18 protein-coding genes, 1 tRNA gene and 1 other annotated feature are annotated in these 21482 nt (G+C 53.0%); of the genes, 9 read left to right on the forward strand and 10 right to left on the reverse strand.

The window, feature by feature from the left end; genetic code table 11:
* Positions 1 to 62: 62 nt before the first annotated feature.
* From V4U88_RS04350 to gpr, 3 genes are all read right to left on the reverse strand, one after another.
* Entirely contained in the window at positions 63 to 557 is a 495-nt protein-coding gene (locus V4U88_RS04350) for a hypothetical protein (RefSeq protein WP_334071997.1), read from the reverse strand.
* Between the two features lie 20 nt (positions 558 to 577).
* The gene (locus tag V4U88_RS04355) at positions 578 to 1897 is read right to left on the reverse strand and encodes a stage II sporulation protein P (RefSeq protein ID WP_334071998.1); all 1320 of its coding nucleotides are present in this window, start codon (positions 1895 to 1897) and stop codon (positions 578 to 580) included.
* Positions 1898 to 2040: 143 nt separating this feature from the next.
* A complete protein-coding gene (gpr, locus tag V4U88_RS04360; RefSeq protein WP_334071999.1) occupies positions 2041 to 3063 on the reverse strand; it encodes a GPR endopeptidase in 1023 nt (340 codons plus the stop codon).
* A 173-nt stretch (positions 3064 to 3236) separates the two neighbouring features.
* Here gpr and rpsT point away from each other — a divergent pair, with 173 nt between their 5' ends.
* Together rpsT and V4U88_RS04370 are read left to right on the forward strand one after the other, a co-directional pair.
* Positions 3237 to 3509 carry a 30S ribosomal protein S20 gene (rpsT, locus tag V4U88_RS04365; RefSeq protein ID WP_334072000.1) on the forward strand — a complete coding sequence of 91 codons (273 nt, stop codon included), beginning with the start codon at positions 3237 to 3239 and terminating at the stop codon, positions 3507 to 3509.
* Positions 3510 to 3657: 148 nt separating this feature from the next.
* A complete protein-coding gene (locus V4U88_RS04370) occupies positions 3658 to 5451 on the forward strand; it encodes a DUF5050 domain-containing protein (RefSeq protein WP_334072001.1) in 1794 nt (597 codons plus the stop codon).
* A gap of 152 nt (positions 5452 to 5603) precedes the next feature.
* Here the strand turns inward: V4U88_RS04370 and holA are convergent, their stop codons facing one another.
* The 6 genes from holA to V4U88_RS04400 form a co-directional block, all read right to left on the reverse strand.
* Complete coding sequence (holA, locus tag V4U88_RS04375) at positions 5604 to 6629, reverse strand: DNA polymerase III subunit delta (RefSeq protein WP_334072002.1); 1026 nt, start codon at positions 6627 to 6629, stop codon at positions 5604 to 5606.
* A gap of 326 nt (positions 6630 to 6955) precedes the next feature.
* Positions 6956 to 8185 (reverse strand): anti-sigma factor family protein, encoded by a 1230-nt coding sequence (locus tag V4U88_RS04380; protein WP_334072003.1) that lies wholly within the window; start codon positions 8183 to 8185, stop codon positions 6956 to 6958.
* Positions 8182 to 8730, reverse strand: coding sequence for an RNA polymerase sigma factor (locus V4U88_RS04385; RefSeq protein WP_334072004.1), 549 nt, complete (start codon positions 8728 to 8730; stop codon positions 8182 to 8184). The genes V4U88_RS04380 and V4U88_RS04385 overlap by 4 nt, the downstream gene beginning before the upstream one ends.
* Positions 8731 to 8921: 191 nt before the next feature.
* On the reverse strand, positions 8922 to 11567 hold the full coding sequence (locus V4U88_RS04390) for a ComEC/Rec2 family competence protein (RefSeq protein WP_334072005.1): 2646 nt from the start codon (positions 11565 to 11567) through the stop codon (positions 8922 to 8924).
* A gap of 107 nt (positions 11568 to 11674) precedes the next feature.
* Entirely contained in the window at positions 11675 to 12193 is a 519-nt protein-coding gene (locus V4U88_RS04395; protein WP_334072006.1) for a deoxycytidylate deaminase, read from the reverse strand.
* Positions 12194 to 12213: 20 nt separating this feature from the next.
* Positions 12214 to 12720 (reverse strand): ComEA family DNA-binding protein, encoded by a 507-nt coding sequence (locus tag V4U88_RS04400; protein ID WP_334072007.1) that lies wholly within the window; start codon positions 12718 to 12720, stop codon positions 12214 to 12216.
* A 151-nt stretch (positions 12721 to 12871) separates the two neighbouring features.
* On the opposite strand from V4U88_RS04400, the gene comER reads away from it, so the two are divergent.
* Positions 12872 to 13723 carry a late competence protein ComER gene (comER, locus tag V4U88_RS04405; RefSeq protein ID WP_334072008.1) on the forward strand — a complete coding sequence of 284 codons (852 nt, stop codon included), beginning with the start codon at positions 12872 to 12874 and terminating at the stop codon, positions 13721 to 13723.
* On the opposite strand, the gene leuS is transcribed toward comER, so the two are convergent.
* Positions 13720 to 16161: a leucine--tRNA ligase gene (leuS, locus tag V4U88_RS04410; RefSeq protein WP_334072009.1), complete on the reverse strand. Its 2442-nt coding sequence runs from the start codon at positions 16159 to 16161 to the stop codon at positions 13720 to 13722. The genes comER and leuS overlap by 4 nt on opposite strands.
* An 84-nt stretch (positions 16162 to 16245) precedes the next feature.
* Positions 16246 to 16462, reverse strand: a binding site (T-box leader).
* A 160-nt stretch (positions 16463 to 16622) separates the two neighbouring features.
* On the opposite strand from leuS, the gene V4U88_RS04415 reads away from it, so the two are divergent.
* From V4U88_RS04415 to V4U88_RS04440, 6 genes are all read left to right on the forward strand, one after another.
* A tRNA-Pro gene (locus V4U88_RS04415) sits at positions 16623 to 16699 on the forward strand.
* A gap of 484 nt (positions 16700 to 17183) precedes the next feature.
* Positions 17184 to 17357, forward strand: a complete 174-nt coding sequence (locus tag V4U88_RS04420) for a hypothetical protein (protein ID WP_334072010.1) — start codon at positions 17184 to 17186, stop codon at positions 17355 to 17357.
* Between the two features lie 813 nt (positions 17358 to 18170).
* Positions 18171 to 19355 carry an acetyl-CoA C-acetyltransferase gene (locus V4U88_RS04425; protein ID WP_334072011.1) on the forward strand — a complete coding sequence of 395 codons (1185 nt, stop codon included), beginning with the start codon at positions 18171 to 18173 and terminating at the stop codon, positions 19353 to 19355.
* A 25-nt stretch (positions 19356 to 19380) separates the two neighbouring features.
* The gene (locus tag V4U88_RS04430; protein ID WP_334072012.1) at positions 19381 to 20127 is read left to right on the forward strand and encodes an acetoacetate decarboxylase; all 747 of its coding nucleotides are present in this window, start codon (positions 19381 to 19383) and stop codon (positions 20125 to 20127) included.
* 33 nt (positions 20128 to 20160) lie between these two features.
* Complete coding sequence (locus V4U88_RS04435; protein ID WP_334072013.1) at positions 20161 to 20820, forward strand: CoA transferase subunit A; 660 nt, start codon at positions 20161 to 20163, stop codon at positions 20818 to 20820.
* A 2-nt stretch (positions 20821 to 20822) separates the two neighbouring features.
* Entirely contained in the window at positions 20823 to 21479 is a 657-nt protein-coding gene (locus V4U88_RS04440; protein WP_334072014.1) for a 3-oxoacid CoA-transferase subunit B, read from the forward strand.
* Positions 21480 to 21482 lie beyond the last annotated feature (3 nt).

Here is a 21482-nt window from a genome sequence, read left to right on the forward strand (position 1 = left end):
TCTCATAACATTATAACAAAGGAGGTGCCAGGGATAAATGAAATTCGACAGAATTCCCGAACTTATTCCGGGGAAGGCCCGAACCAGGAGGCAAACCAGTGAATGCTTTTGCGCGAAACCTGCTGAAGCAGGTGGGCCGCTTTATCCGCAAAGCGGTCCACCGCCGGGGCTTCAGGAGCGGGAAGCAGCAAATCGGCCGGCGTCTCAAGAACGCGATCCCCCGCTTGCGTTCCCTGAATCCCTCCGGCTGCTGGCATGGACGAACCTGTCCCCCCGGGCAACGTCCCCGCCCCTGCCCCATAATTTCCGCCGCTGCCGGCGCTTGTATTTCCGTAACCGGGGACTTGAGTATTCCCGTTATAACCGGAGCTTTGGGGCCATGTCCCCTGTGGCCAGCCTGCGGCACCAGGCTGCCCCCCCCCGCCCCCGGCAGTCATCCCCCCGTTTTGGACCCATCCGTTCACCTCGGACCCCGGCTCCGCCATCTGCATGCCAAAAGTAACTCCAGCGATCAGCAATAAGCCGTACAGCATTCCTTTTTTTAACGGTTTAGCCATGAAACCCATCCTTCCGCCGCTTAGGATTTCTTATTCGCCTGAGGGGCCGCGTTATTCGCCCTTTCCGATTTCTTCGGATACTCCGCTTTGGCCACGGCGCCGGCTTTTTTGACTTCCTGGCCTTCCCAATAAAGATCGGCAATGATGCCGGCCAGCAATTTGGACGTGCGCTCCAGTTCCTCGGCCGAGTTGTCGATCCCGCCAACCTCGATCAGGATACTCTGCGGGGACAGGGACTGATTGTACTCTCCGTTGCCTTGAGAGCTCGTCTTCCCCCAGATTCCCCGGGAGATGCCGGGATAATTTTGCTCCAGCCGGTCATGGATCATACTGGCAAACGCCTCGTTCTTTCTCCAATTCGCGTTGGCGTGTCCGATGATGAAATAGACCTGGGCGTACTTTTTGCCGTCAATCGTCGTCGTTGTCTTGGCGTGCCGCTGCGAGTCCCGGTGAATATCGATGAAATACTGGAGTTGGCCGTTTTCCGCCATGGCCGTTTTGACGGTCTCCCTGGAGTATTTATAGGAATAATTGTAATTGTAATTGCTGACGGTAGCGGCGTAGTTCTCAAAAGAGTGCAGCGTAGCCACGCCTTTTCGCTCCAGCTCCTTGGCCAAAAAGGTCCCGACCAGCCCGACGTTTTTGTTCTTATCGGTCGAGCTCGGATTGGTTCCGTTCGCTCCGAGGAGCGGGTTATAGGCTTCTTGCGGATGGGAATGATAGATCATCACAATGTTTTTGTACCCCGGCTTGACCGGCTCCCCGGCTTCCTGACCGGGCCCGTGGTTGCCGGACGCCATGCCTTTGGAGCCGGATGCATCCTTACCGGGGTTCTCCGCCGGCGGTTGCTGCCCCGGCGTCGAATCCTTACCGCCATTGTTCGCTGAGCTTCCCTCGGTACCCGGCCGGTAATCCTCCGGCGCCTGCACCGTCGTGTTGCCGGAACCGGTGCGAAGCAGGATTGGACTGTCCTTCCCCAGCCCCGGCACCTCGCGGGCGACCAGGCTTTTCGGATCCGCCGGATTTACGTCCGTCAGCAACTGGAACACAAACTCTGACATTTGCCTGCCGGAAAAGGCGGGCGGCTGATCCTTGTTGACCGAATGCGGCAACTCCATTCCGACCATATCGATGAAGAAGCGGCTCGACAGCGAGGCGGCCAGCCCTTTCATGGATGAAACGGGCGAAGTGTTCAAGTTCTTTTCGGCAATTCCCAACGTTCCCAGCAAAATAAAAAATACGACCGACAGTACCGACAGCAACAAAAAGGTTTGGCCCATCGCCAGCACATGCAGCAGGTTTCTTTTCATTTTCCCGATATTCCAGGCTCTGAATTTCATTTAGTCTTTCCTCCTCCAGCCGGTCTTCCCGTGGCTCGATCTTGTATACTCCAAATCTATGAACCTAGCGGAGGGGTTAGAACCTGGAATTCTCACAAAAAAAAGAAGTCCGCTAGATTGCGAACTTCATAGAAGGGTAGGAACTAATGCGTGTAAGCGGCGACGTTGTCGGGATTCACCGCTTCATGCAGAGCTATATTAAGCCCGCTGGCGATCACGTTGGCGATATCCTCAATGAACTCATCGATTTCCTTCGGCGTTACGATCAGATCATGGCCGAGCGGCTGCAGCACCTCTTTCACCAGACCAAGCCGTTCGTTTTCGCTCAGCTCCGAGAGCAGTCCCATGATTTGCCGGGTCTGCCCTTGCCGGCCCGTTGCGCCTCCGCTCTCCTGGCTAAAATGCGTTTTCATCAGGTCGAACGCATTGTTGACGATCGTTGAGGCATAGCACACCGTCGGCACGCCGATCGCGATGCACGGCACGCCGAGGACTTCCCGGGTGATGCCCCGCCGCTTATTGCCGATCCCCGACCCCGGATGAATGCCGATATCCGCGATTTGAATCGTCGTATTGACCCGCTCGAGCGACCGGGAAGCCAGGGCGTCGATGGCGATGATCAGATCCGGCTTGGTCCGGTCGACGATTCCCTGCACGATTTCACTCGACTCGATTCCGGTAATTCCCAACACGCCGGGAGCGACGGCGCTCACGTCCCGATATCCCGGAGCCACCTGATCCGGCGTCAGCTCAAAAAAGTGGCGCGTTACCAGCACGTTTTCCACGACCAAAGGGCCGAGCGCGTCCGGCGTAACATTCCAGTTGCCAAGTCCGACAATCAGCACCTTGGCATTTTTTCCGATATGGATTTTGGATAGAAAATGGGTAAATTCCTGGGCAAACGCAGCGGCTACCCGCTCCTGCAGCTCGGTATCCTGACTGCGCAGCTCCGGGACTTCCAACGTGATATAATGGCCGATCATTTTTCCGATATGCCGGGACGCCGTTTCATTCGCAATATCCAGTCGGGTTATTCGGATGCCGTCCTGTTCCTCGGTCTGCTCGTTCAGGCCCGGCACCGGACCGCCGTAAGCCGTTTCCGCCATTTCTTTCGATTCCAGGGCCAGATCGGTGCGAACGGAGTAATCCCGCAGATCCAAATTCATAAAATGAAGACCTCCTTTTCCTCAGTTACCTGTAGTTTGCGGGAATAAGAATGCGATTATGCACGGGGAGCTTTTGTTTTAAGGAATAGATTGCATTTTAACGAGGTGCATGATAAAATATTTTAAGTTGTGAATCATCTGGGTTTATATATGCTTTACAGGAGGTGAATGCAATGCCAAACATTAAATCCGCAATCAAACGTGTGAAAACTAGTGACAAGCGCCGCGCGCTGAACGCTTCGCAAAAGTCCGCTTTGCGTACGGTTGTTAAAACAGCCGACACCGCTCTGGCGAACAACGAAGTGGAAGTAGCTAAAGCCGCTTTCGCCGCTGCAACCAAAAAATTGGACAAAGCCGTTACTAAAGGTTTGATCCACAAAAATGCAGCTGCCCGTAAGAAATCCCGCTTGGCTAAAAAATTGAACGCCCTTACGTCCCAAGCGTAAGCGTCGCTATTTATAAACTTAAGCTCAAAGAGACCTGAACGATACCGTTCAGGTCTCTTTGATTAACGCCGGACCGAAACTTTCCGTTTGATAACAGCGTCTACTTTACATAAGGTAAATTTTGGGCTTTAGCGAGAGGGGATTTTTTATGAGAAAGCAATTTATCGCCTTGCTTCTGGTCATGTGCCTGTTTGCGGGAGCCGAAGGCTTGCCGGCCTATGCCGAAGGAGAAAACAGCAGTAAACCTTTGGAAGACATCTTTTATCAAAGCGTGATCCTCCCCTACGACTATCAAGGGAAGGTGTTTATTCAAGGGGACAAGACCGACCTGTACGAAGATTATAAAGTGGAGCAAAGGAACGGCAGGGTGTTGGTTCCCATTCGCCTGATGGGATATCTGGCCGGGCAATCCGGCAAGCGGGGTGAGGGAACGTGGGATGTGATCTGGAATCAGAAAACGCCGGACGTCGTGCTCATTAACAACAGCGCAAAGGCTAAATCCATCAAGTTTACAGTGAACAGCAAAACGATGCTGGTCAACAAAAAACCGGTGGAATTGGAGGTTCCGCCGCAAAAAATAAACGGCCGGGTCGTTCTTCCACTGCGTGATGCCGCCGTGGCGCTTGAGAAGCGGATCAGTTGGCTGGACGGCTTGATTGTGATCGGTGACACCCCCGTGGATGTGAAGCATGCCCGGACGCTGTCCGTTAAGGACGCGGTCAAAGCGGAACTGGCCGATTCCCGGAAGCCTGTAAACCTTTATACAAAACACCTCACGCCGATCACGAAACACGGAAACTATATTTATTATTACAAAAGTATCTATGGCGATGTCAAAATTACGGATGTGCTTTACAGAAAAGCGGACGGTCAGAAAGAAACGAAGGTTCAACTCCCCGGAAAGCCTTCTTTAAATACGACGAGGATCATCGGAGACGAACTCTATTACGTTTCAACGGTAAAGGATTCGGCGGAACTCCATGCTTATCATTTTGCCAAGAACCAATCCCGGAAAGTCTGCTCGCTTGGCTCGTGGCGTCCGTCGGATGGTTGGCTAAGTGACATCCGGCTGTTCGATGGCGAACTATACGTAAACCTGCATTCCGGTGATAACACGATGGGTTCCGATACCTTATATAGGGTGGAAAAAGGTTCGCTAAAGGAAGTGCTCGGCGCCAAGAGCCTCATTCAGTTCGTGAAATCGGGCAAAGAACTTTATTACACTGACTTTATGTCCATAGGCGACCCGCTGAATAACCTCTACCGCATGGACATGATGACAGGCAAAGAAGTTACCTTGGGCGAGCCCGGTTTTGCTTACGGAATTCACCGGGATATCAGCGACGGTGGAATCGGTTATTCGTCCGATGAAACACTGCACCTCAAAGACGGATACCTGTATGCGTTAGGTTACAAGGATGAGGATCCCACGGACCAAAGCGCCGTATATAAAATTTCCCTGGCGGACCAAACCCAGGTCAAACTGACCTCCCCCGCCAGAAACTTTTGGGTGAAGAATGACCGGATTTATTATATCGATGCACAGACAGGGTTCCTGTATCGAAGCGATCTGAACGGAGAAAACCCTCAGGCCGTGGCGAAAAAAGCTGTCTTTCAAGTATCGTTCCATGACGGGTTTATTTATTACCTGGCGAACGAAGGTAATGCCCCTGTGGGAATGGGCGTTCTTTACCGATACGATATAAAGCTCGGAAAGGAAGTCAAGCTTAGCGATCAAATCACCGCTTCCTATATTGTGAACGGCGGTTCCGATGTTTATTATGTGGCCAAAGGTTATAAACCGGGGATCTACAAGGTGGATCGGAACGGCCGGAATGTTCCCCTGGTTCGGGATGACGTGTATGAGACTGTGCAGGCCGATAAAGATAAAGGAATCGTATATAGCTTGGTGTACAAGGAAGGGATCTATGCGGTGAAGTAAGGAGCGAAAGACCGGGCTGAAGAAGTTATCGTAACTTCTTCAGCCCGGTCTTTCTGTTGGAATTTGAGAGTGCGGCTAGCCGGTGCGTCAAATCCCGCAACTCGATTCGTAACTGTGCAACACTGCATTTCGCATCGAAACCAGCACATCTGCTAAGCCGCGCCCAGCTTCAAAAGAAACAGCTCCAGCCCCAGCACCTTGTCAATGCCGCCGCTTTTCATCTGATAGTCGAGCTGCGCCAAATCGGCAAGGATTTGCTTTAAACGGGCCTGCTCGAACTTTCGCGCCTGCTCTCCGGCAATTTTAACCGCATACGGGTGCAGTCCCAATTGGGAAGCAATCTGTTGCTGGGAATAGCTCTGGCGCGCCAGATCCTTCACCTGCAGCATGATCCGGAACTGCCTGGCGATCAGCGCCGCAATTTTGATCGGTTCCTCGCGCTGCTTGAGCAGTTCATAGAAAATGCCCAGCGCCCGTTCCAGTTTAAGTCCGGCGATGTGCTCCACCATCGCGAATACGTTTTGCTCGGTGGTGCGGGCTACGAGTTGGTCGACGGCGGCAGTATCGATCATACCGTTCGCTCCGGCATACAAGCAAAGCTTGTCCACCTCGACCGATAGCGCCGACATCTGCACGCCGCAGGCCGCGATCAACGCCTCGGCGGCATCCCGGCCGATGCGGCAGCCGCGCTTCTCCACCTCGCGCACAACCCAAAGGGTCAGCTCGTTCCCGCCCAGCGGCATAAAGGAAAGGACGGTCCCCGCCGACTTTATCGCTTTGACGATTTTTTTCCGCTCATCCAATTTCTCATGATGAGCCACGAAGACGATGACGCTATGCTCCGCCGGGTTGTCCATGTAGTCCAGCAAAGCTTCCACTTTATGTTCAACTTTCCCGCCCTCCTTGGCCGCCGCGGTAAAAAGCGCGGAGTCGCGGACGACGATCAGCTTGCGCTCTGCCAGGAAAGGCAAGGTTTCCGCTTCTTCAATCACCGCTTCAATGGGGGTTTCCGCCAGATCAAACGCAGCGAGCGAAAAATCACGCTGCTCACGGTCCACCACTTGCTCTTCCAGAAGAGCGACGAACTCTTGAATCTGGTATTTCTCCGTGCCATAGCATAAGTATAAAGGGGAGACCTGCCCCTGCTTCAATTGCTTGACTGCGGCTTTAATATCCATTCGGCAACTCCCTTACTTCGACATATGATTATCCATGTTCTCCTTCTTATGATACTGTGAAAATCCCGATTCGTCCAAGAGGCCGATAAGGCAACAAAGGGACCTCTGCACGTGGCGAAAGGTCCCTTTGTCCCGGAGCATCTATATAAACGCGGGCGGAAAAGCTCTAGAAACTTTCCCGCCGGCGGTCATACGACGATCAGGGGCACTTCATCTTGCTCTCTATTATCTATATAACCTATTCCATATCTCCCGAAAAGGTGACTATCCGTTAAAAAAAGCATGTTGCGGATTTTGTCAAATTTTATCTCTCTTGATTCCGGCGATTAGGGCTCGCTTCCGTTTGAACCGCTGTCCGGTGTTGGCTCCTGCGGAGACGGCTCAATCTGATGCGAGGACGAAGCACCATCTTTTTCCGTTTCGAAAGTAAATGTCTTGCCGTCATCTGACCATTCTCCGCTCAACCATTTGCCGTCCACAGACTGCTCGGTGAGAAGCTGACGTTCTCCTTCTACATTCTGGTAAACATACAAGCGGTTATCGCGGAGCTCTGCCGTATACTTGCCGTCCGAAGAGGTCCATTCCGACGCCGGCGGAGCCTGTGTAATCCCGTACATCTTGCCCTGATCTAAATCGGATTGCGGGGGAAGAAGCTCCTGGGCCATCATGGAATCGGCCACGCCCTCATCCGGATTAGCCGCTCCGCCGTTGCCATCCGTTGCTCCCCGCTGGTCCGAGGGCTGGCTATTCCCGGATTGGCCTGACTTCGTGCCGTCCGCAGTGCCTTCGCCTTTACTCCGTGCCGGAGGGATAAGGGCCTTCTGCTTAGGAGCATCCGCATTCCCCGTTTCCCGAGGAGGAGCGGCGTCTTTGTCCCCTCGCTGCGAATCGGCCTCTTTGGATTTCCCGGAAGAAGGAACCGGAGTTTCCGAGGATGGGGGTGCTAATTGAGCTGACGGCGCGGAACCGTCTCCTTGCGGCCCCGTACCGGACTCGGAACCGCGACCGGCTTGCTCCGAAGGAGCGCTTTCCCCAGCGTCGTTCGCTTTATCGCCGGAATCATTCATGGACGAAGCGGTACCATTCGCGCTGTTATCCTGCGCGGTCTGGGAAGTAATTTCAGCTTCAGGCACGCTCTGGGGCTCGTATTGATAAATGAATATGCCCAAAATGGCCGCAGCCGCCACGCCAAGAGCACCCGCCCGGTAAATTCGCCCGCGCCGCTGGCCGGATTCCCGGCGCCGTTCATTCCGGCTAAGCTCGCTCACCGTCTCTTCGGCGACCATGGAAGCAGGAAGAACCTCAAACGCGGCTCCGCCTTCCCGGCGTGCTCTGTCGATCTCATCCAACTGAGGCAGAATCGCATCGACAAGACTAAAGGGAGGGGTCACTTTGGGGAGATCTTCCAGCTTGGCCGACAGCTCCTGCAGCAGAGCAAATTTCTCCGCGCATTCCGGGCAGCCCTCCATATGTTCAAACAGAACTGAACTTTGTTCTTCGTCCAGATCATGATCGATATAACGATGCATCCATTCCACCGCCTCCGAGCAATTCATCCCGATACACCACCTTTCTGATAATCTTGGAGTAAGTGTTGAAGCTGCTGCCTCGCCCTGAATAAATAGGATTTCACCGTATTCAGCGGCAAATTCAGGCTATCCGCAATTTCGTTATAAGAAAAATCCTGCAAATATCTCAAAACTACAACCGTCCGGTGATGTTCAGGCAACTGGTCGATCGCTTCGCGGATATCCTGCGCCAAATATCCGCTCATGACCTCACGTTCCACGCTTTCCTTTCCCTGGAAAACCAGTTCATGCTCTTCAATGGAAACGGTGGGCTTCTTCCTGCGGAATTTATCGATGCAGATGTTGGTAACAATCCGTTGCACCCAGGTTTTGAACTGGGCTTTTTCCTCATAAGAATCGATTTTGGTATAAATCCGAATCAATGCTTCTTGCGCCGCATCCAACGCATCCTGCTCATTATTCAAAATATAATAGGCTGTCCTGTAAACGTGTGTCTCTATTTCTCGCAATAGGGTGATTAGAGCGTCGCGATCGCCCGTTTGAGCGGCTCTGATGAGTCCCTGCTCTACCACTAAGGCTCCCCCTTCCTTGCAACATTACAGACGTGATCGCCCTTCAAGATGTTGCAATTATGTTACTATTTTTTAATTACATATAGGAAATAAGTACGATAGCTAGGTTTCTTCATTAACCTCACCTAAGAATACCAAAAAAAAGGGGACGCGTCATCCGCGCCATTCTTAACTGCTCTCTATAATTTATGCTAGGGGGCGGGAGCGACGATCTTTGTTCTTACAAAAATCTCACCCTTGTTGATGACCATCTGAACCTCCCCCATCCGATCCGTCCGGTAAACCGCGCTCCCGCCTTCCGTAAGGCGCTTCAGCACATCCCCATTGGGATGTCCGTATGTATTGGCGGCCCCGACTGAAATGACGGATGCTCCGGGGCGGATCGCCTGAAGCCACTCGGCCGAGGTGGAGGTTTTGCTGCCGTGATGCGCCACTTTCAGCACATCGGTGGTTTCTTTTCCCGTCGCCAGTTCCTTGATTTCCAGCACTTCCCGCTCGGCCGCCTCATCCATATCACCGGTAAACATAAAAGTTCTGCCATCCATCTTCAACCGAAACACCACCGATCTCCGGTTCTGGTCTTTTACGTAAGGAATACCCGCTCCCGGCGAAACGCGCTCCGGGGAGGGCGATAAAAACTCGAGGGTCGTGCGCGCGTCGGGGGTAAGCCTCATGCCTCTATATGCGGCATATATGGGAATTTCCTTGGACAGCGCCGTCTTCATCAGCTTGTTCATGGTGGCGGATTCCGCAAGCGATCCGTTCGTGATAAGAGCTTCAACCGGGAATTGGTCAACGACCGCTTGCAGGCCGCCGATATGATCCTGGTCCCCATGCGTTAGAATTATGGCGTCCAGCCGGTGGATCCCCCGCTTCTTCAACAAAGGAACTACCGTCTTGGCGCCGACCTCAAACGGAACCCTCCGGTCCCGCCACGCCTCCTTCGGTCTGCGAAAAGATACGGTGCCCCCGCCGTCGACCAGGAGGTGCAAACCGCCGGGTGTCGTGATTAAAGCGCAATCTCCTTGCCCCACATCGATGAATTGAATATAGCCGATCCCCCGCTTGAAATCCGGCTGGTACCCCAGGATAAGAAGAGCGAGCAAGCAGAGCGCAAGGCAGCCGTTGAAAGCCGCCCTTTTCCAGACGCGGTCGCGGGGATGGTTGGACAAAAACGGGACGGCCGGATGCGCTGCCTCCGGCTTTGTCGGAAGGGGAGCGGTATCCTGCAGGTACGATGCTACCGCAAACGGACCGCCCCGCCGGATGTCCGGGAGGCTTCTTTTTAAGAGCCAATATGTCACTGTATAGAAGAAAGCGATCCATAGCAAGGATGGCGATTTCCAGAAAGTCATAAATCCGCTTCGCGCATCCAGCCATTCCGCGGCTACAAAGGTCAGCGCATTAACGCAACGCACCGGATAGGCCAGCCATTGCCCCAAACGGAGCCATACCCCGCTCAGCAGCAGGGCAAAGGTGCCGAGCGGCAGGGCCACCAGACTTACCAGCGGGACGATCAGCAGATTGGCCGCTAATGAGAGCAAGGAAAACTGATTAAAGTAAAAAATGGTGAGCGGAAAAGAAACGAGCTGGGCCGCCACCGTTATAGCGACAGCCCCCCGGATCCGCTCGGGAAGCCAATGGAGATGAGGGGTCAAAAGCGGTACATAAAGCATCAGCCCGGCCGTGACGGCAAAGGACAACTGGAAGCTGACGTTCAATAAAAAATACGGCTCCCACACCAGCATCAGCAGCGCCGCGGCCGACAGCACGTTCATGCCGTCCTTGATCAGCCGCTTTCGCAGCAGATATAGACCCAGCAGGGTCATTACTCCCGATCGGATGACGGATGGAGAGAAGCCGGTTAACAGCACATAGGCCGGAACAAAGGCCATCACGATCAACAGTGAGGTTTCACGGCTGACGCGGCATAAGCGGAGCAAGCCAAAAATAAGTCCCACGTTAATCGCGACATGGCTCCCGGAAATCGCCAAAATGTGTGTGAGACCCAGATTGGTAAATTGAGCATACTTCTCGGGCTCGAGCTCATCTTCCAGACCGATGATCAGCCCTTGCATGTAGCCGGCCTGCCACCCCGGAAACAGCTCTTGCACCCGCCTGCCGAGCGCTTCCCGAAGGCCGTCGACCTTTCCTAGCCAAACGGGGATATCGAAATTGTCCGGCGGAAGGAAGTTGATCCCGGATGCCCCCTTCACCTTGAATAGCCAATGAATCCGCTGGTTGTGCAAATAGTTGCAGTAATCAAAACCTCCGTAGTTCCGGGCGTTCCCCGGACGTTCGAACGTACCGTGCATCGCGATCCGCTGTCCCCGCTTCCAGGCGGATGCCTCCTTGGCTTCCTCCTTCGAGGACAAGCGGACCTGAACGGCCACCTTTTCCCGGGGGCTGTTAACCCATGGCGACCGTTTTTGCCCTGCATTCGGACTACTGTCCGGTTTATCCGACCAGGAATACCGGCTAAGGCGCAGAATGAAATCGGCCCGATCCCCGTCCACTTTGACCGCGGACACAATGGTTCCCTCCACGCTGCCCACCGCTTCTTCCGCCAGGAGATCATTCCCCGGCTGTGTCGGCCTCTTTTCTATATGACTGACGTTTCCGGCATCATTGTAAATCCAATAGGCCGCACCGAGTGAAAAGGCCACCCACATTAACACCACCCGCTTCCAAGGCACCCGCCCCAGTGCCGCCGGCAGCGGAACGATCAAAGTCAATCCGCCCCATAACAGCAAAAATGTATAGCCTCCAAAGCAGTAAAGCAAGCCGCTGCCGGCAATCCAACAGCAGGCGATTGCCGCTAGAGGTCTGCGCTCCATCGTCCTCGCTCCTGTCCGTCAAAAAAGTTTGCCACAAAAAAAGAACCCCCTCTGCTCCCAAGCAGATGAGGTTCTTCCTGCATCCATTGACCGAAATCCGAAGTGATTCAGTTTTCAATTTGAGTCGCGGTTTCGCGCGGCGGCTCATACGATTCGAGGCGCCGGAACGTGATGCCCTTCTGTCCCATCATTGCCGTGACTTTCCCCGTATCCTTCGGGTAAGGCCGATGGAACACCACTTCCGTGATCCCGCTGTTGGCCAGCATGTTGGCGCAGGTCCAACAAGGCTCGTCCGTCACGTAGACGCTCGATCCTTCGCGGTCGATCCGATCCGTAAACAACAGCAGATTCTGTTCCGCATGAATTGTACGGACACAGCGCTGCTTCTTGATCATGGTCTCCTTGCCGTCCACCACGGAAAGTTCATATTCCTCGGCAATCATGCAGCCGGCCTCGGAGCAATCGGGGACGCCCGACGGAGCTCCGTTATAGGCGGTGCCCAGCAGCTTTTTACCCTGGACCAGCACAGCGCCGACATGGCGGCGGCTGCACTGGGAACGCGTCGACACCATATAAGCGATATCCATGAAATACGTATCCCAATCTTTACGATGATCCGGTATCATCCCTGCCATAACCCCTGTTCTTACAGCCCGATATGAGGCTTCATTTTTTCCAGCATCTTCTCGCCGATTCCCTTGACATTCGTCAACTCATTCACCGATTTAAACGGCCCGTGTTCGTTCCTGTAGTCCACGATTGCCTTCGCCTTCTTCTCGCCGATACCGGGAATTTCCTGCAATTGGTCCGTTCCGGCGGTATTGATGCTGATCAAGCCGCTTTGCCCAAGCGTGCTTGGTTCGGTATCGGATTTGTTCCCGAGGGCCTGCCCTCCTGCTGCAACCGGAGCATCCTGACTTGAAGCGGCGGCATTCTTTTGTAGGGAGCCCGCATTCGTCTCAGGTTTGTCCGCACTCAGACCGCCGGAAGGCGCCTTCCCGGCAGGCCCCTCGCCGTCGATTCCCGCTCTTGCCACCGCATCGGCGACGCTCTCGTTTAACGGCGTCCATCCTTCGATCCCGGATGGTTGGCCCGCGCCAAGCGCCAAGAGCATCAGACCCGCTCCGATCACCGCCGATACGATCGCCGTCATCACATATCCCCTCTTCAACCTGTACACACCTTTCTGCTTCTTATATGGTTCACATTCACACCGAAGTCATGGTCATGAAAATCCCATCAAGATGCATATATATAAATAGGTTGTGCATAAAAACAGGTTGCGCACGGAAGGGGGAACCGGGATGAAAGTAGCTTTCATCGGAACAGGATCAATGGGAAGCTTGCTGATCGAAGCTTTCCTGCGTTCCGGTGCACTGCACCCGCATCATATTTGCGCCAGCAACCGTTCCATGCCGAAAGCGGAACTGCTGGCGAATCGGCATCCCGGACTTCGCATTACCGACTGTAATGCGGACGCCGTAAACGGGAGCCATATCGTCTTTTTATGCGTGAAGCCGCTCGATTATCCGTCCGTCGTCTCAGAGCTGACGGGCGTATTAAACGAAGGGCAAATCGTCGTATCCATTACCAGCCCTGTGGGGATTGCCGTGCTGGAGGGACGCATTCCCTCCAAGGTCGCCAAGATCATCCCCAGCATTACGCACTCTGCCCTGGCCGGAGCATCGCTCTGCGTTTACGGCAGCCGTATCCTGCCCGAGGACCGGCTGCTGCTGGAGCAGCTCATGTCCTCGGTCAGCCTGCCGGTAGCCATCCGGGAGAGCGAGACGAGAATCGCCTCGGACATCGCCAGCTGCGGTCCGGCCTTCATCGCTTTTATTCTTCAGCAATGGGCGCAAGAGGCCGCAAGACTCACGGGAATCACCCTCCCCGAGGCGGTCAGGCTGGGGGCAGAAATGCTGCACGGCACGGGCAAACTGTTGACCGAGGGCGGCTTCACACCGCAGGAACTGCAACGGCGGGTCGCGGTCCCGGGCGGCGTGACCGCGGAAGGCATCGCCGTGCTGGAAAACGGGCTTCAGGATGTTTTTCAGCGGCTCATTCAAACGACCCACCGGAAGTACGACGAGGATCTGGGCCGGCTCGATGTTCTGTTCGGCACGGAACCGGGAATCGCCCCGGACAAGGAAGCTTAGCCGACGACGATGTTTACAAGCTTGCCGGGCACGGCGATCACTTTCCGGACCGTCTTGCCTTCCACCGCCTGCTTCACGTTCGGAAGGGCAAACGCATGCTCCTGCATGGCCGCTTGGTCCAGGTCCTTGGAAATCTTCGTCCGGTCGACGATTTTGCCGTTGACCTGGACGACGATTTCCACTTCGGCGTCCACCGTCCAAGCCTCGTCATAAGTCGGCCATGGTTCATAGGTCACCGTCTCTTTGTGGCCCAGGCTCTCCCACAATTCTTCCGCCAGATGCGGCGCCAACGGGGACAGCATTTGCACGAAGTTCTCCGCCGCCGCTTTCGGAACAACATCAGTCTTATAGGCTTCGTTGACAAAAATCATCAGTTGGCTGATCGCCGTGTTGAAACGCAATGCTTCGAAATCTTCCGTTACCTTTTTGACCGTCTTATGCCAGGTCCGCTTGAATTCGTCGCTGCCTTCGCCGTCCACAATCTTCGCGTTCAGACCACCGTCCTCGGCCACAAACAAGCGCCAAACGCGGGACAAGAAGCGGTGAGTCCCTTCAACGCCGTTGGCGTTCCAAGGCTTGGTCGCTTCCAGCGGCCCCATGAACATTTCGTAAACCCGCAGCGTATCCGCCCCGTACTCGTTCACAATTTCGTCCGGATTGATGACATTCCCGCGCGACTTGCTCATCTTCTCATTGTTCGTACCGAGAATCATCCCTTGGTTGACCAGCTTGTGGAACGGTTCCTTCGTCGACACGACGCCGAGATCGTAGAGGACTTTATGCCAGAACCGCGCATACAGCAGGTGAAGAACCGCGTGTTCGGCTCCGCCGATGTACAAATCGACCGGCAGCCATTCCTGCTGCTTCTCCATGGAGCAAAGCTCCTTGTCATTGTGCGGATCAATATACCGCAAGTAGTACCAGCAGCTTCCCGCCCACTGCGGCATCGTATTCGTTTCCCGGCGGGCCGGCATCCCGGTTTCCGGATCGGTCGTGTTCACCCACTCGGTTACATTGGCCAGCGGGGATTCTCCCGTACCGGACGGCTTGATCGCTTCCACATCCGGCAGAACGAGCGGAAGCTGATCTTCCGGCACCGGCTTCATCGTGCCGTCTTCCAGATGGAGAATCGGAATCGGCTCGCCCCAGTACCGCTGCCGGCTGAACAGCCAATCGCGCAGACGGTAGGTTATTTTGCCTTTCCCCTTACCGTTCTCTTCGAGCCAGGCTATCATTTTCTTGATCGCCTCTTCATTGCGCAATCCGTTGAGGAAGTCGGAATTCACATGCGGTCCGTCCCCGGCATATGCCTCTTTGGACAAATCGCCGCCTTCCACCACTTCGATAATCGGCAGATCGAACTGCTTGGCGAATTCGTAGTCGCGCTCATCATGACCCGGCACGGCCATTATCGCTCCGGTCCCGTATCCGGCAAGCACGTAATCCGCAATCCAGATCGGCAGCTTGGCCCCGTTCACCGGGTTTACGGCATAAGCGCCGGTGAATACACCGGTCTTCTCCTTCGCCAAATCGGTCCGCTCCAGATCGCTCTTGCGCGCCGCCTGCTCCTGGTAAGCCTTTACGGCTTCGCGCTGCGCTTCGGTCGTGATCTTCTCCACCAATTCATGCTCGGGAGCCAGCACCGCGTAGCTTGCGCCAAACAAGGTGTCGGGGCGGGTCGTAAACACGGTGAGCGAGTCCTCATTCCCCTCAATCGAGAATACCACTTCCGCGCCTTCGGATTTGCCGATCCAGTTGCGCTGCATATCCTTGATGCTTTCGGACCAATCAAGCTCTTCCAGATCCTCGAGCAAACGCTCGGCATACTCCGTAATTTTCAACACCCACTGGCGCATCGGCTTCCGGATGACCGGATGTCCGCCGCGTTCGCTCTTGCCGTCGATGACTTCCTCGTTGGCCAACACTGTTCCGAGGGCAGGGCACCAGTTCACCGGCACTTCGGCCACGTAAGCCAAGCCCTTCTTGTAAAGCTGGATGAAAATCCACTGCGTCCATTTATAGTACTCCGGATCGGTCGTACTGATCTCCCGGTCCCAATCGTACGAGAAACCGAGCGATTTGATCTGGCGCCGGAAGTTGTTGATATTCTTGACCGTGATATCCCGCGGGTGCTCGCCGGTATCCAGGGCGTGCTGCTCCGCCGGCAGACCGAAGGCATCCCAGCCCATCGGATGAAGCACATTATAGCCGCGCATCCGCTTGAAGCGGGATACGATATCCGTAGCCGTATAGCCTTCCGGATGGCCTACATGCAGCCCCGCGCCGGAAGGGTAAGGGAACATATCCAACGCGTAAAACTTCGGTTTCCCCTCATCTTCTTTCGTTTTAAACGTTTTATTGTTCTCCCAGTAAGCTTGCCATTTCGGTTCGATGTTTTGGGCTTGGTAAACGTCGTGTGGCACGTTTTTGTCCGCCATAATGTAATCCTCCCTAAAATCATTCATTGTCAAATATATCCTGTGCAGAATATAAAAAAACCTCCCGATCCATAGCGTATCATCGCTAGGGACGAGAGGAAATTTCCCGTGGTACCACCCTAGTTAGCGTCGGACATGCTTTGTCGTTCGCTCCCTTTACACCCTTAACGCGGGTAAGACGATGATGTTTTGCATCATAACTCCGAGGCGAGTTCATCTCCATTCTCCAACCGGCTTGCACCAAACACCGGCTCTCTGGGTGGCAGAATCGAAAACTAATATTCCTCTTCAAAGTTTAATCAATTTGCAATTAAATCACCATCCATTATATAAAACCAAACAGCCGCCGTCAATGGGGCCGGACTGAATCGCAAGCCCACAAAAAACATGAAAAACCCCCTTTACAGTTCGAGGGAAAGGAGTATAATTTATTAATGTTTCCACCATTTATTTTTGCGTGCCGAGACGTGGCTCAGCTTGGTAGAGCGCTTGCTTCGGGAGCAAGAGGTCGCAGGTTCAAATCCTGTCGTCTCGACCATTATAAAATCAACGGTTGCGGGGCTTTTGACCGCAACTTTTTTATGCTCAAAAACGCTGAATGTACCAACCGTGTACCAACGGATTTAAAAAAACGGAGAAGAGGAGCTTTCGTTAGTTCGAGCAAGCTCCTCTTCGCTTATCTTACTTGAAATCCTGAAAGCAACTCGCTTCGTTTACGAGCCGCTTCCTTCTTTATTTTTGGAGATCGTTATATTCCATCTCAATCCCTCTGCTCACGATATCTTAACATGTCATATTCAGCTTCTCAGCGGAAGCATCGAGCTTGCTCATCATTTCTTGATCGACACGTACTTCAATCTTTTCACTTTTGGGATTGTCAGATGGAGGACGCCCCATCTTTTTGAACGACATGGCTTCACCCCGCTATTCGCCCAACACCCGGTTCACCGCGTCAAGCATCGCCTGGATGGAATCCTGGTCCAACAAAATACTGACTCCCTTCGGAACCCGTTACGCCACTCATGATCGAAATCCGCAAACCTCTCATTTTCGGCAAGTTGGAAGAACTCGCATTTTTTCAAATCCTGCCAGAAACGAACCGAAGCCTGTCCGGCCAAATAAGTCACCTGAACCAAACCTCCGCCAAGTTCAAAATACAAGCAGTTTTTTGGGGCTGCGCGGTGCTGATAAATTGACCTCCGTTAACTGAACGGGGTGCCTGATCTCTTCCCTGGACAACTCCAGCGATAGTATCTGATAGGTGTCCCCATCAACGATTAGCTTAATAAACGCGCATCTCTTCGTCTTCCGCCGGAAGGATAATCACGGTGTCCGTTCCCAACCAAAGGCTCGCGCCGTAAAAAAATTGACCCAATGCCGTCATAGTTTGCGAAAATCTGGTTAAGGTCCGCTTTTTCCATGCGGAAATCCGGGTGGTCGAAAACCAATCTCGCCTCCCCGACATATTCAATTAAACCGCTGCCCCTAGTCCAATCCATCACGGCTCCTCCAAATTGATATTTCGGTTATATCTATAAATTCTGTTTATTTTCAGATATTCCCCTCAAAGTTCAGGAAAGCTTAAAATCGTTCTCCATTTGGAAATTAGCAATCATTTTCTCCTATTATATAACATTTGTTCCTTTATTTGCAGAAACATTCAGAAAAATTCAGAAAAATCCAGGAAATATAAGCAATAATGAGATATATTGGATTATTTGGCATTATATATATTGTTTTTAAATTTTATGTTTATATTTAAACATTGAGCAAATTGGGCATTAGAACTAAGATTAAAACCGCTACAAAATTCCAATTAAAGGAAGAAGTGAAGACTGTCAAAAAATGATGGATAACGCAAGGTCGTCATGCTCAGTGTTTCATTCGCTGTAATTTCCGATGCCATGGATCTCAAAGCTGGTGTGGTTCTTAAATCTGAGGAAAACACGAAATAAAATGCAGTCACGGATTTTTTTGTCTTAAACACAACGAAAGGATTGTGAGTGTTTATGAAAAAAGTTGCACTAGTAAGCCCATTGAGAACGGCGGTCGGCTCCTTTAACAAAACCCTTGCGCCTTTAAGCGCTCCCGAACTGGGGGCCAACGTGATGACAGCATGCCTTCAGCAAAGCAAACTAGAGCCGGCTAAGATTGATCAAGTCTTTCTGGGAAATGTCCTTCAGGCGGGCGTTGGCCAGAACCCCGCCAGACAGGCGGCGCTCAAAGCCGACATCCCCATCGATGTGCCCGCATCAACGATCAACACGGTTTGCGGTTCAGGACTTCATGCCATTGCATTAGCTTACGAATCCATATTGGCGGAGCAAAGCAGCATCGTCATGGCCGGAGGCATGGAGAGCATGTCCAACGCCCCTTATCTGCTAAGCGATGCCCGAAACGGCTACAGACTGGGCAACGGCGAACTGGTCGACTCCTTGGTGAACGACGGCCTTACGTGCCCAATCAACAAATACCATATGGGAATTACCGCAGAAAATGTTGCCGAAAAATATGAAATTTCTAGACTTGAACAGGATGAATTTTCCTACCAAAGCCAGATAAAGGCCGCGGAAGCCAGAAACAAAAAGGTTTTTGCGGAACAGATCGTTCCGGTCACGATCAAAACCAAAAAAGAAACGATCAGTTTCGCGGAAGACGAACACGTAAGAGGAGATACCACCAAGGAAAAACTCTCCAGTTTAAAGCCCGCGTTTAAGAGGGACGGAACGGTTACCGCAGGAAATGCTTCGGGAATCAATGATGGTGCGGCGGCCGCACTCGTCGTATCGGAAGACAAATGTAAAGGGCTTGCGTTAAAACCGCTGGCATATATCAAGGGTTACTCGTTGGTCGGCGTCGATCCCGCCTATATGGGAATGGGACCGGTGAAAGCCATTTCGTCGCTTCTTAAACGCCAGGGAATGTCCATCGATGACATCGATCTTTTTGAAATTAATGAAGCCTTCGCCGCGCAAGCAGTTGCGGTATTGAAGGAGCTTGGGATCCGTCCGGACAAGGTCAATGTTAATGGCGGCGCAATCGCAATCGGGCATCCTGTCGGGGCAAGCGGCGCTAGAATATTGGTTACGCTGGTTCACGAAATGATACGAAGATCTTCACGTTACGGCATAGCCTCGTTATGCATCGGAACGGGCATGGGAATCGCGATGCTGGTTGAGAATGCACTCATTTAACTAAAAAAGGGAGAGCGAGATCGTTATGAATCAAAAAGAGGTACTTTCACTGCAATCGATGCCTGCGGCCAGCGCCAGTTACGGACGGCCGCCATGCCGTTTCATTAACCGGGAATTTTTTATCATTACTTATGAATCCGATCCCGCCACGATTAGACAGGCGGTCCCAGAACCGCTTGAGCCGGACGGAAGCAACACCGTTTCGTATGAGTGGATCAAGATGCCCGATTCGTCCGGTTTGGGAAGCTATGAGGAAAGCGGGATTGTTATTCCGTGTACTTTTCAAGGAAAGCCGTGCAATTTTGTCGCGCAAATGTATTTGGACAACGCGCCCGCTATTCTCGGGGGACGGGAAATCTGGGGATTTCCGAAAAAATGGGCGAAACCTCGCTTGAGAGTCGAAGAAACCGAGACGCTGACGGGCACATTGCACTATAATAACGTCCTGGTGGCCATGGGAACGATGCCTTTCAAATATCACTTTCTCGATGAAGCGGAAACGGCTAAATCGATCGCCAAAACCCAGGTTAATTTAAAATTAATCCCCGATGTTGACGGCACTCCGAAAATCGCTCAGTTAGTGGCGTATAATCTGGAAAACATCACGGTAAAAGGCGCCTGGTCAGGGCCCTCCAGATTATTCCTGGTCCCCCACGTCAATGCCCCTGTGGCCGACTTGCCAGTGAAAGCTTATGTTGGCGGAAAACATTTTATCGCCGATTTAACGCTGCCCTATGCGAGAGTCATCCACGATTATCTCCAAGAAAGTTAGTTTCCCTAAAAATCAGATAAGGGTGGGAGAAACATGATGAACAAAATCATCTCTGCGGAAGAAGCGGTTAAGAAGGTGAAAGATGGGGATACGGTGATGGTCGGCGGTTTTCTCGCCGGAGGTTATCCGGAAGAGCTGGTGCGCGCGCTGGTCGACACTAATTCCGCCGGCAATATAACCGTAATTTCCAACGACACGGGCACATCGGAACTATCGATCTATGAGCTTGTGAAAAGCGGCCGAGTAAAGCGGATTTTTGCTTCCTACATCGGCGCCAATCCGGAAACGGGGAGACTCCTGATGACGAAAGAAGCGGATGTGCAGCTCTTCCCGCAAGGCACGCTCGCGGAAAAAATCCGCGCGGGAGGAGCGGGCTTGGGCGGTGTTTTAACCCCTGTAGGCGTAGGCACCGTTGTCGAGGCAGGTAAACAAAAGCTGGAGATAGACGGACGGGAATATTTGCTGGAGCTACCGCTCAAAGCGGACGTGGCGTTAATTCGCGCCCATAAGGGGGATGAAGCGGGGAACCTGGTCATCAACGGCTCTTCACGCAACTTCAATATTGTTATGGCAACGGCTGCCGAGTATGTCATTGCACAGACGGACGAATACGTAAAGGCAGGGGACATTGATCCCAATCATGTCAACGTCCCCGGAATCTTTGTCGATGCGATCGTAAAGGTGGGAGATTAAGTATGAATAACCGAGAATTAATCGTTAGAAGAATAGCCCGGGAATTTAAAGACGGCGATATCGTCAACCTTGGAATCGGCCTGCCTACCATGGCGGTGGACTATATCCCTGAAAACGTGCATATTACGCTGCAGGCTGAGAATGGAATTGTCGGCGTAGGTCCCAAAGCGGCTCAGGGAAAGGAAAGACTCGATTGTATCGATGCTGGCGGAAACTACGTAACTACCGTAAAAGGAGCTTGTTTTATCGACAGTACGCTATCTTTTTCCATTATTCGCGGAGGGCATGTAGACATCACCGTTCTGGGCGCCCTGGAGGTCGATGAGCAAGGCAACCTGGCAAGCTGGATGATTCCCGGGAAAAAAGTGCCGGGTATGGGCGGGGCCATGGATTTGGTGGTTGGAGCCAAGCGGGTGATCGTAGCCATGGAGCATCTGACCAAAGACGGAGCGCCGAAAATCCTGAAAACCTGCAAGCTCCCCCTGACCGCCGTAAATGTTGTAAAGACCATCGTTACCGAAATGGCCGTCATCGATGTGATTCCAGGCAAAGGGCTGCTACTGAAGGAAATCGCTTCGGGTTTGTCGGTGGAAGACGTTCAGAAGGCAACCGAGGCTAAGCTGATGGTTTCACCGGATTTGAAGGCTATTGCAGTGTAAATC

The sequence above is a fragment of the Paenibacillus sp. A14 genome, from assembly GCF_036864815.1.
GTDB classification, from domain to species: Bacteria; Bacillota; Bacilli; order Paenibacillales; family Paenibacillaceae; genus Fontibacillus; species Fontibacillus sanfengchensis.

Bases quoted from the DNA above. Each gene is read 5' to 3' on its own strand.
- V4U88_RS04350 (WP_334071997.1), bottom strand. From the start codon at position 557: ATGGCTAAACCGTTAAAAAAAGGAATGCTGTACGGCTTATTGCTGATC.
- V4U88_RS04355 (WP_334071998.1), bottom strand. From the start codon at position 1,897: ATGAAATTCAGAGCCTGGAATATCGGGAAAATGAAAAGAAACCTGCTG.
- gpr (WP_334071999.1), bottom strand. From the start codon at position 3,063: ATGAATTTGGATCTGCGGGATTACTCCGTTCGCACCGATCTGGCCCTG.
- rpsT (WP_334072000.1), top strand. From the start codon at position 3,237: ATGCCAAACATTAAATCCGCAATCAAACGTGTGAAAACTAGTGACAAG.
- V4U88_RS04370 (WP_334072001.1), top strand. From the start codon at position 3,658: ATGAGAAAGCAATTTATCGCCTTGCTTCTGGTCATGTGCCTGTTTGCG.
- holA (WP_334072002.1), bottom strand. From the start codon at position 6,629: ATGGATATTAAAGCCGCAGTCAAGCAATTGAAGCAGGGGCAGGTCTCC.
- V4U88_RS04380 (WP_334072003.1), bottom strand. From the start codon at position 8,185: ATGAATTGCTCGGAGGCGGTGGAATGGATGCATCGTTATATCGATCAT.
- V4U88_RS04390 (WP_334072005.1), bottom strand. From the start codon at position 11,567: ATGGAGCGCAGACCTCTAGCGGCAATCGCCTGCTGTTGGATTGCCGGC.
- V4U88_RS04395 (WP_334072006.1), bottom strand. From the start codon at position 12,193: ATGATACCGGATCATCGTAAAGATTGGGATACGTATTTCATGGATATC.
- V4U88_RS04400 (WP_334072007.1), bottom strand. From the start codon at position 12,720: ATGACGGCGATCGTATCGGCGGTGATCGGAGCGGGTCTGATGCTCTTG.
- comER (WP_334072008.1), top strand. From the start codon at position 12,872: ATGAAAGTAGCTTTCATCGGAACAGGATCAATGGGAAGCTTGCTGATC.
- leuS (WP_334072009.1), bottom strand. From the start codon at position 16,161: ATGGCGGACAAAAACGTGCCACACGACGTTTACCAAGCCCAAAACATC.
- V4U88_RS04420 (WP_334072010.1), top strand. From the start codon at position 17,184: ATGATCGAAATCCGCAAACCTCTCATTTTCGGCAAGTTGGAAGAACTC.
- V4U88_RS04425 (WP_334072011.1), top strand. From the start codon at position 18,171: ATGAAAAAAGTTGCACTAGTAAGCCCATTGAGAACGGCGGTCGGCTCC.
- V4U88_RS04430 (WP_334072012.1), top strand. From the start codon at position 19,381: ATGAATCAAAAAGAGGTACTTTCACTGCAATCGATGCCTGCGGCCAGC.
- V4U88_RS04435 (WP_334072013.1), top strand. From the start codon at position 20,161: ATGATGAACAAAATCATCTCTGCGGAAGAAGCGGTTAAGAAGGTGAAA.
- V4U88_RS04440 (WP_334072014.1), top strand. From the start codon at position 20,823: ATGAATAACCGAGAATTAATCGTTAGAAGAATAGCCCGGGAATTTAAA.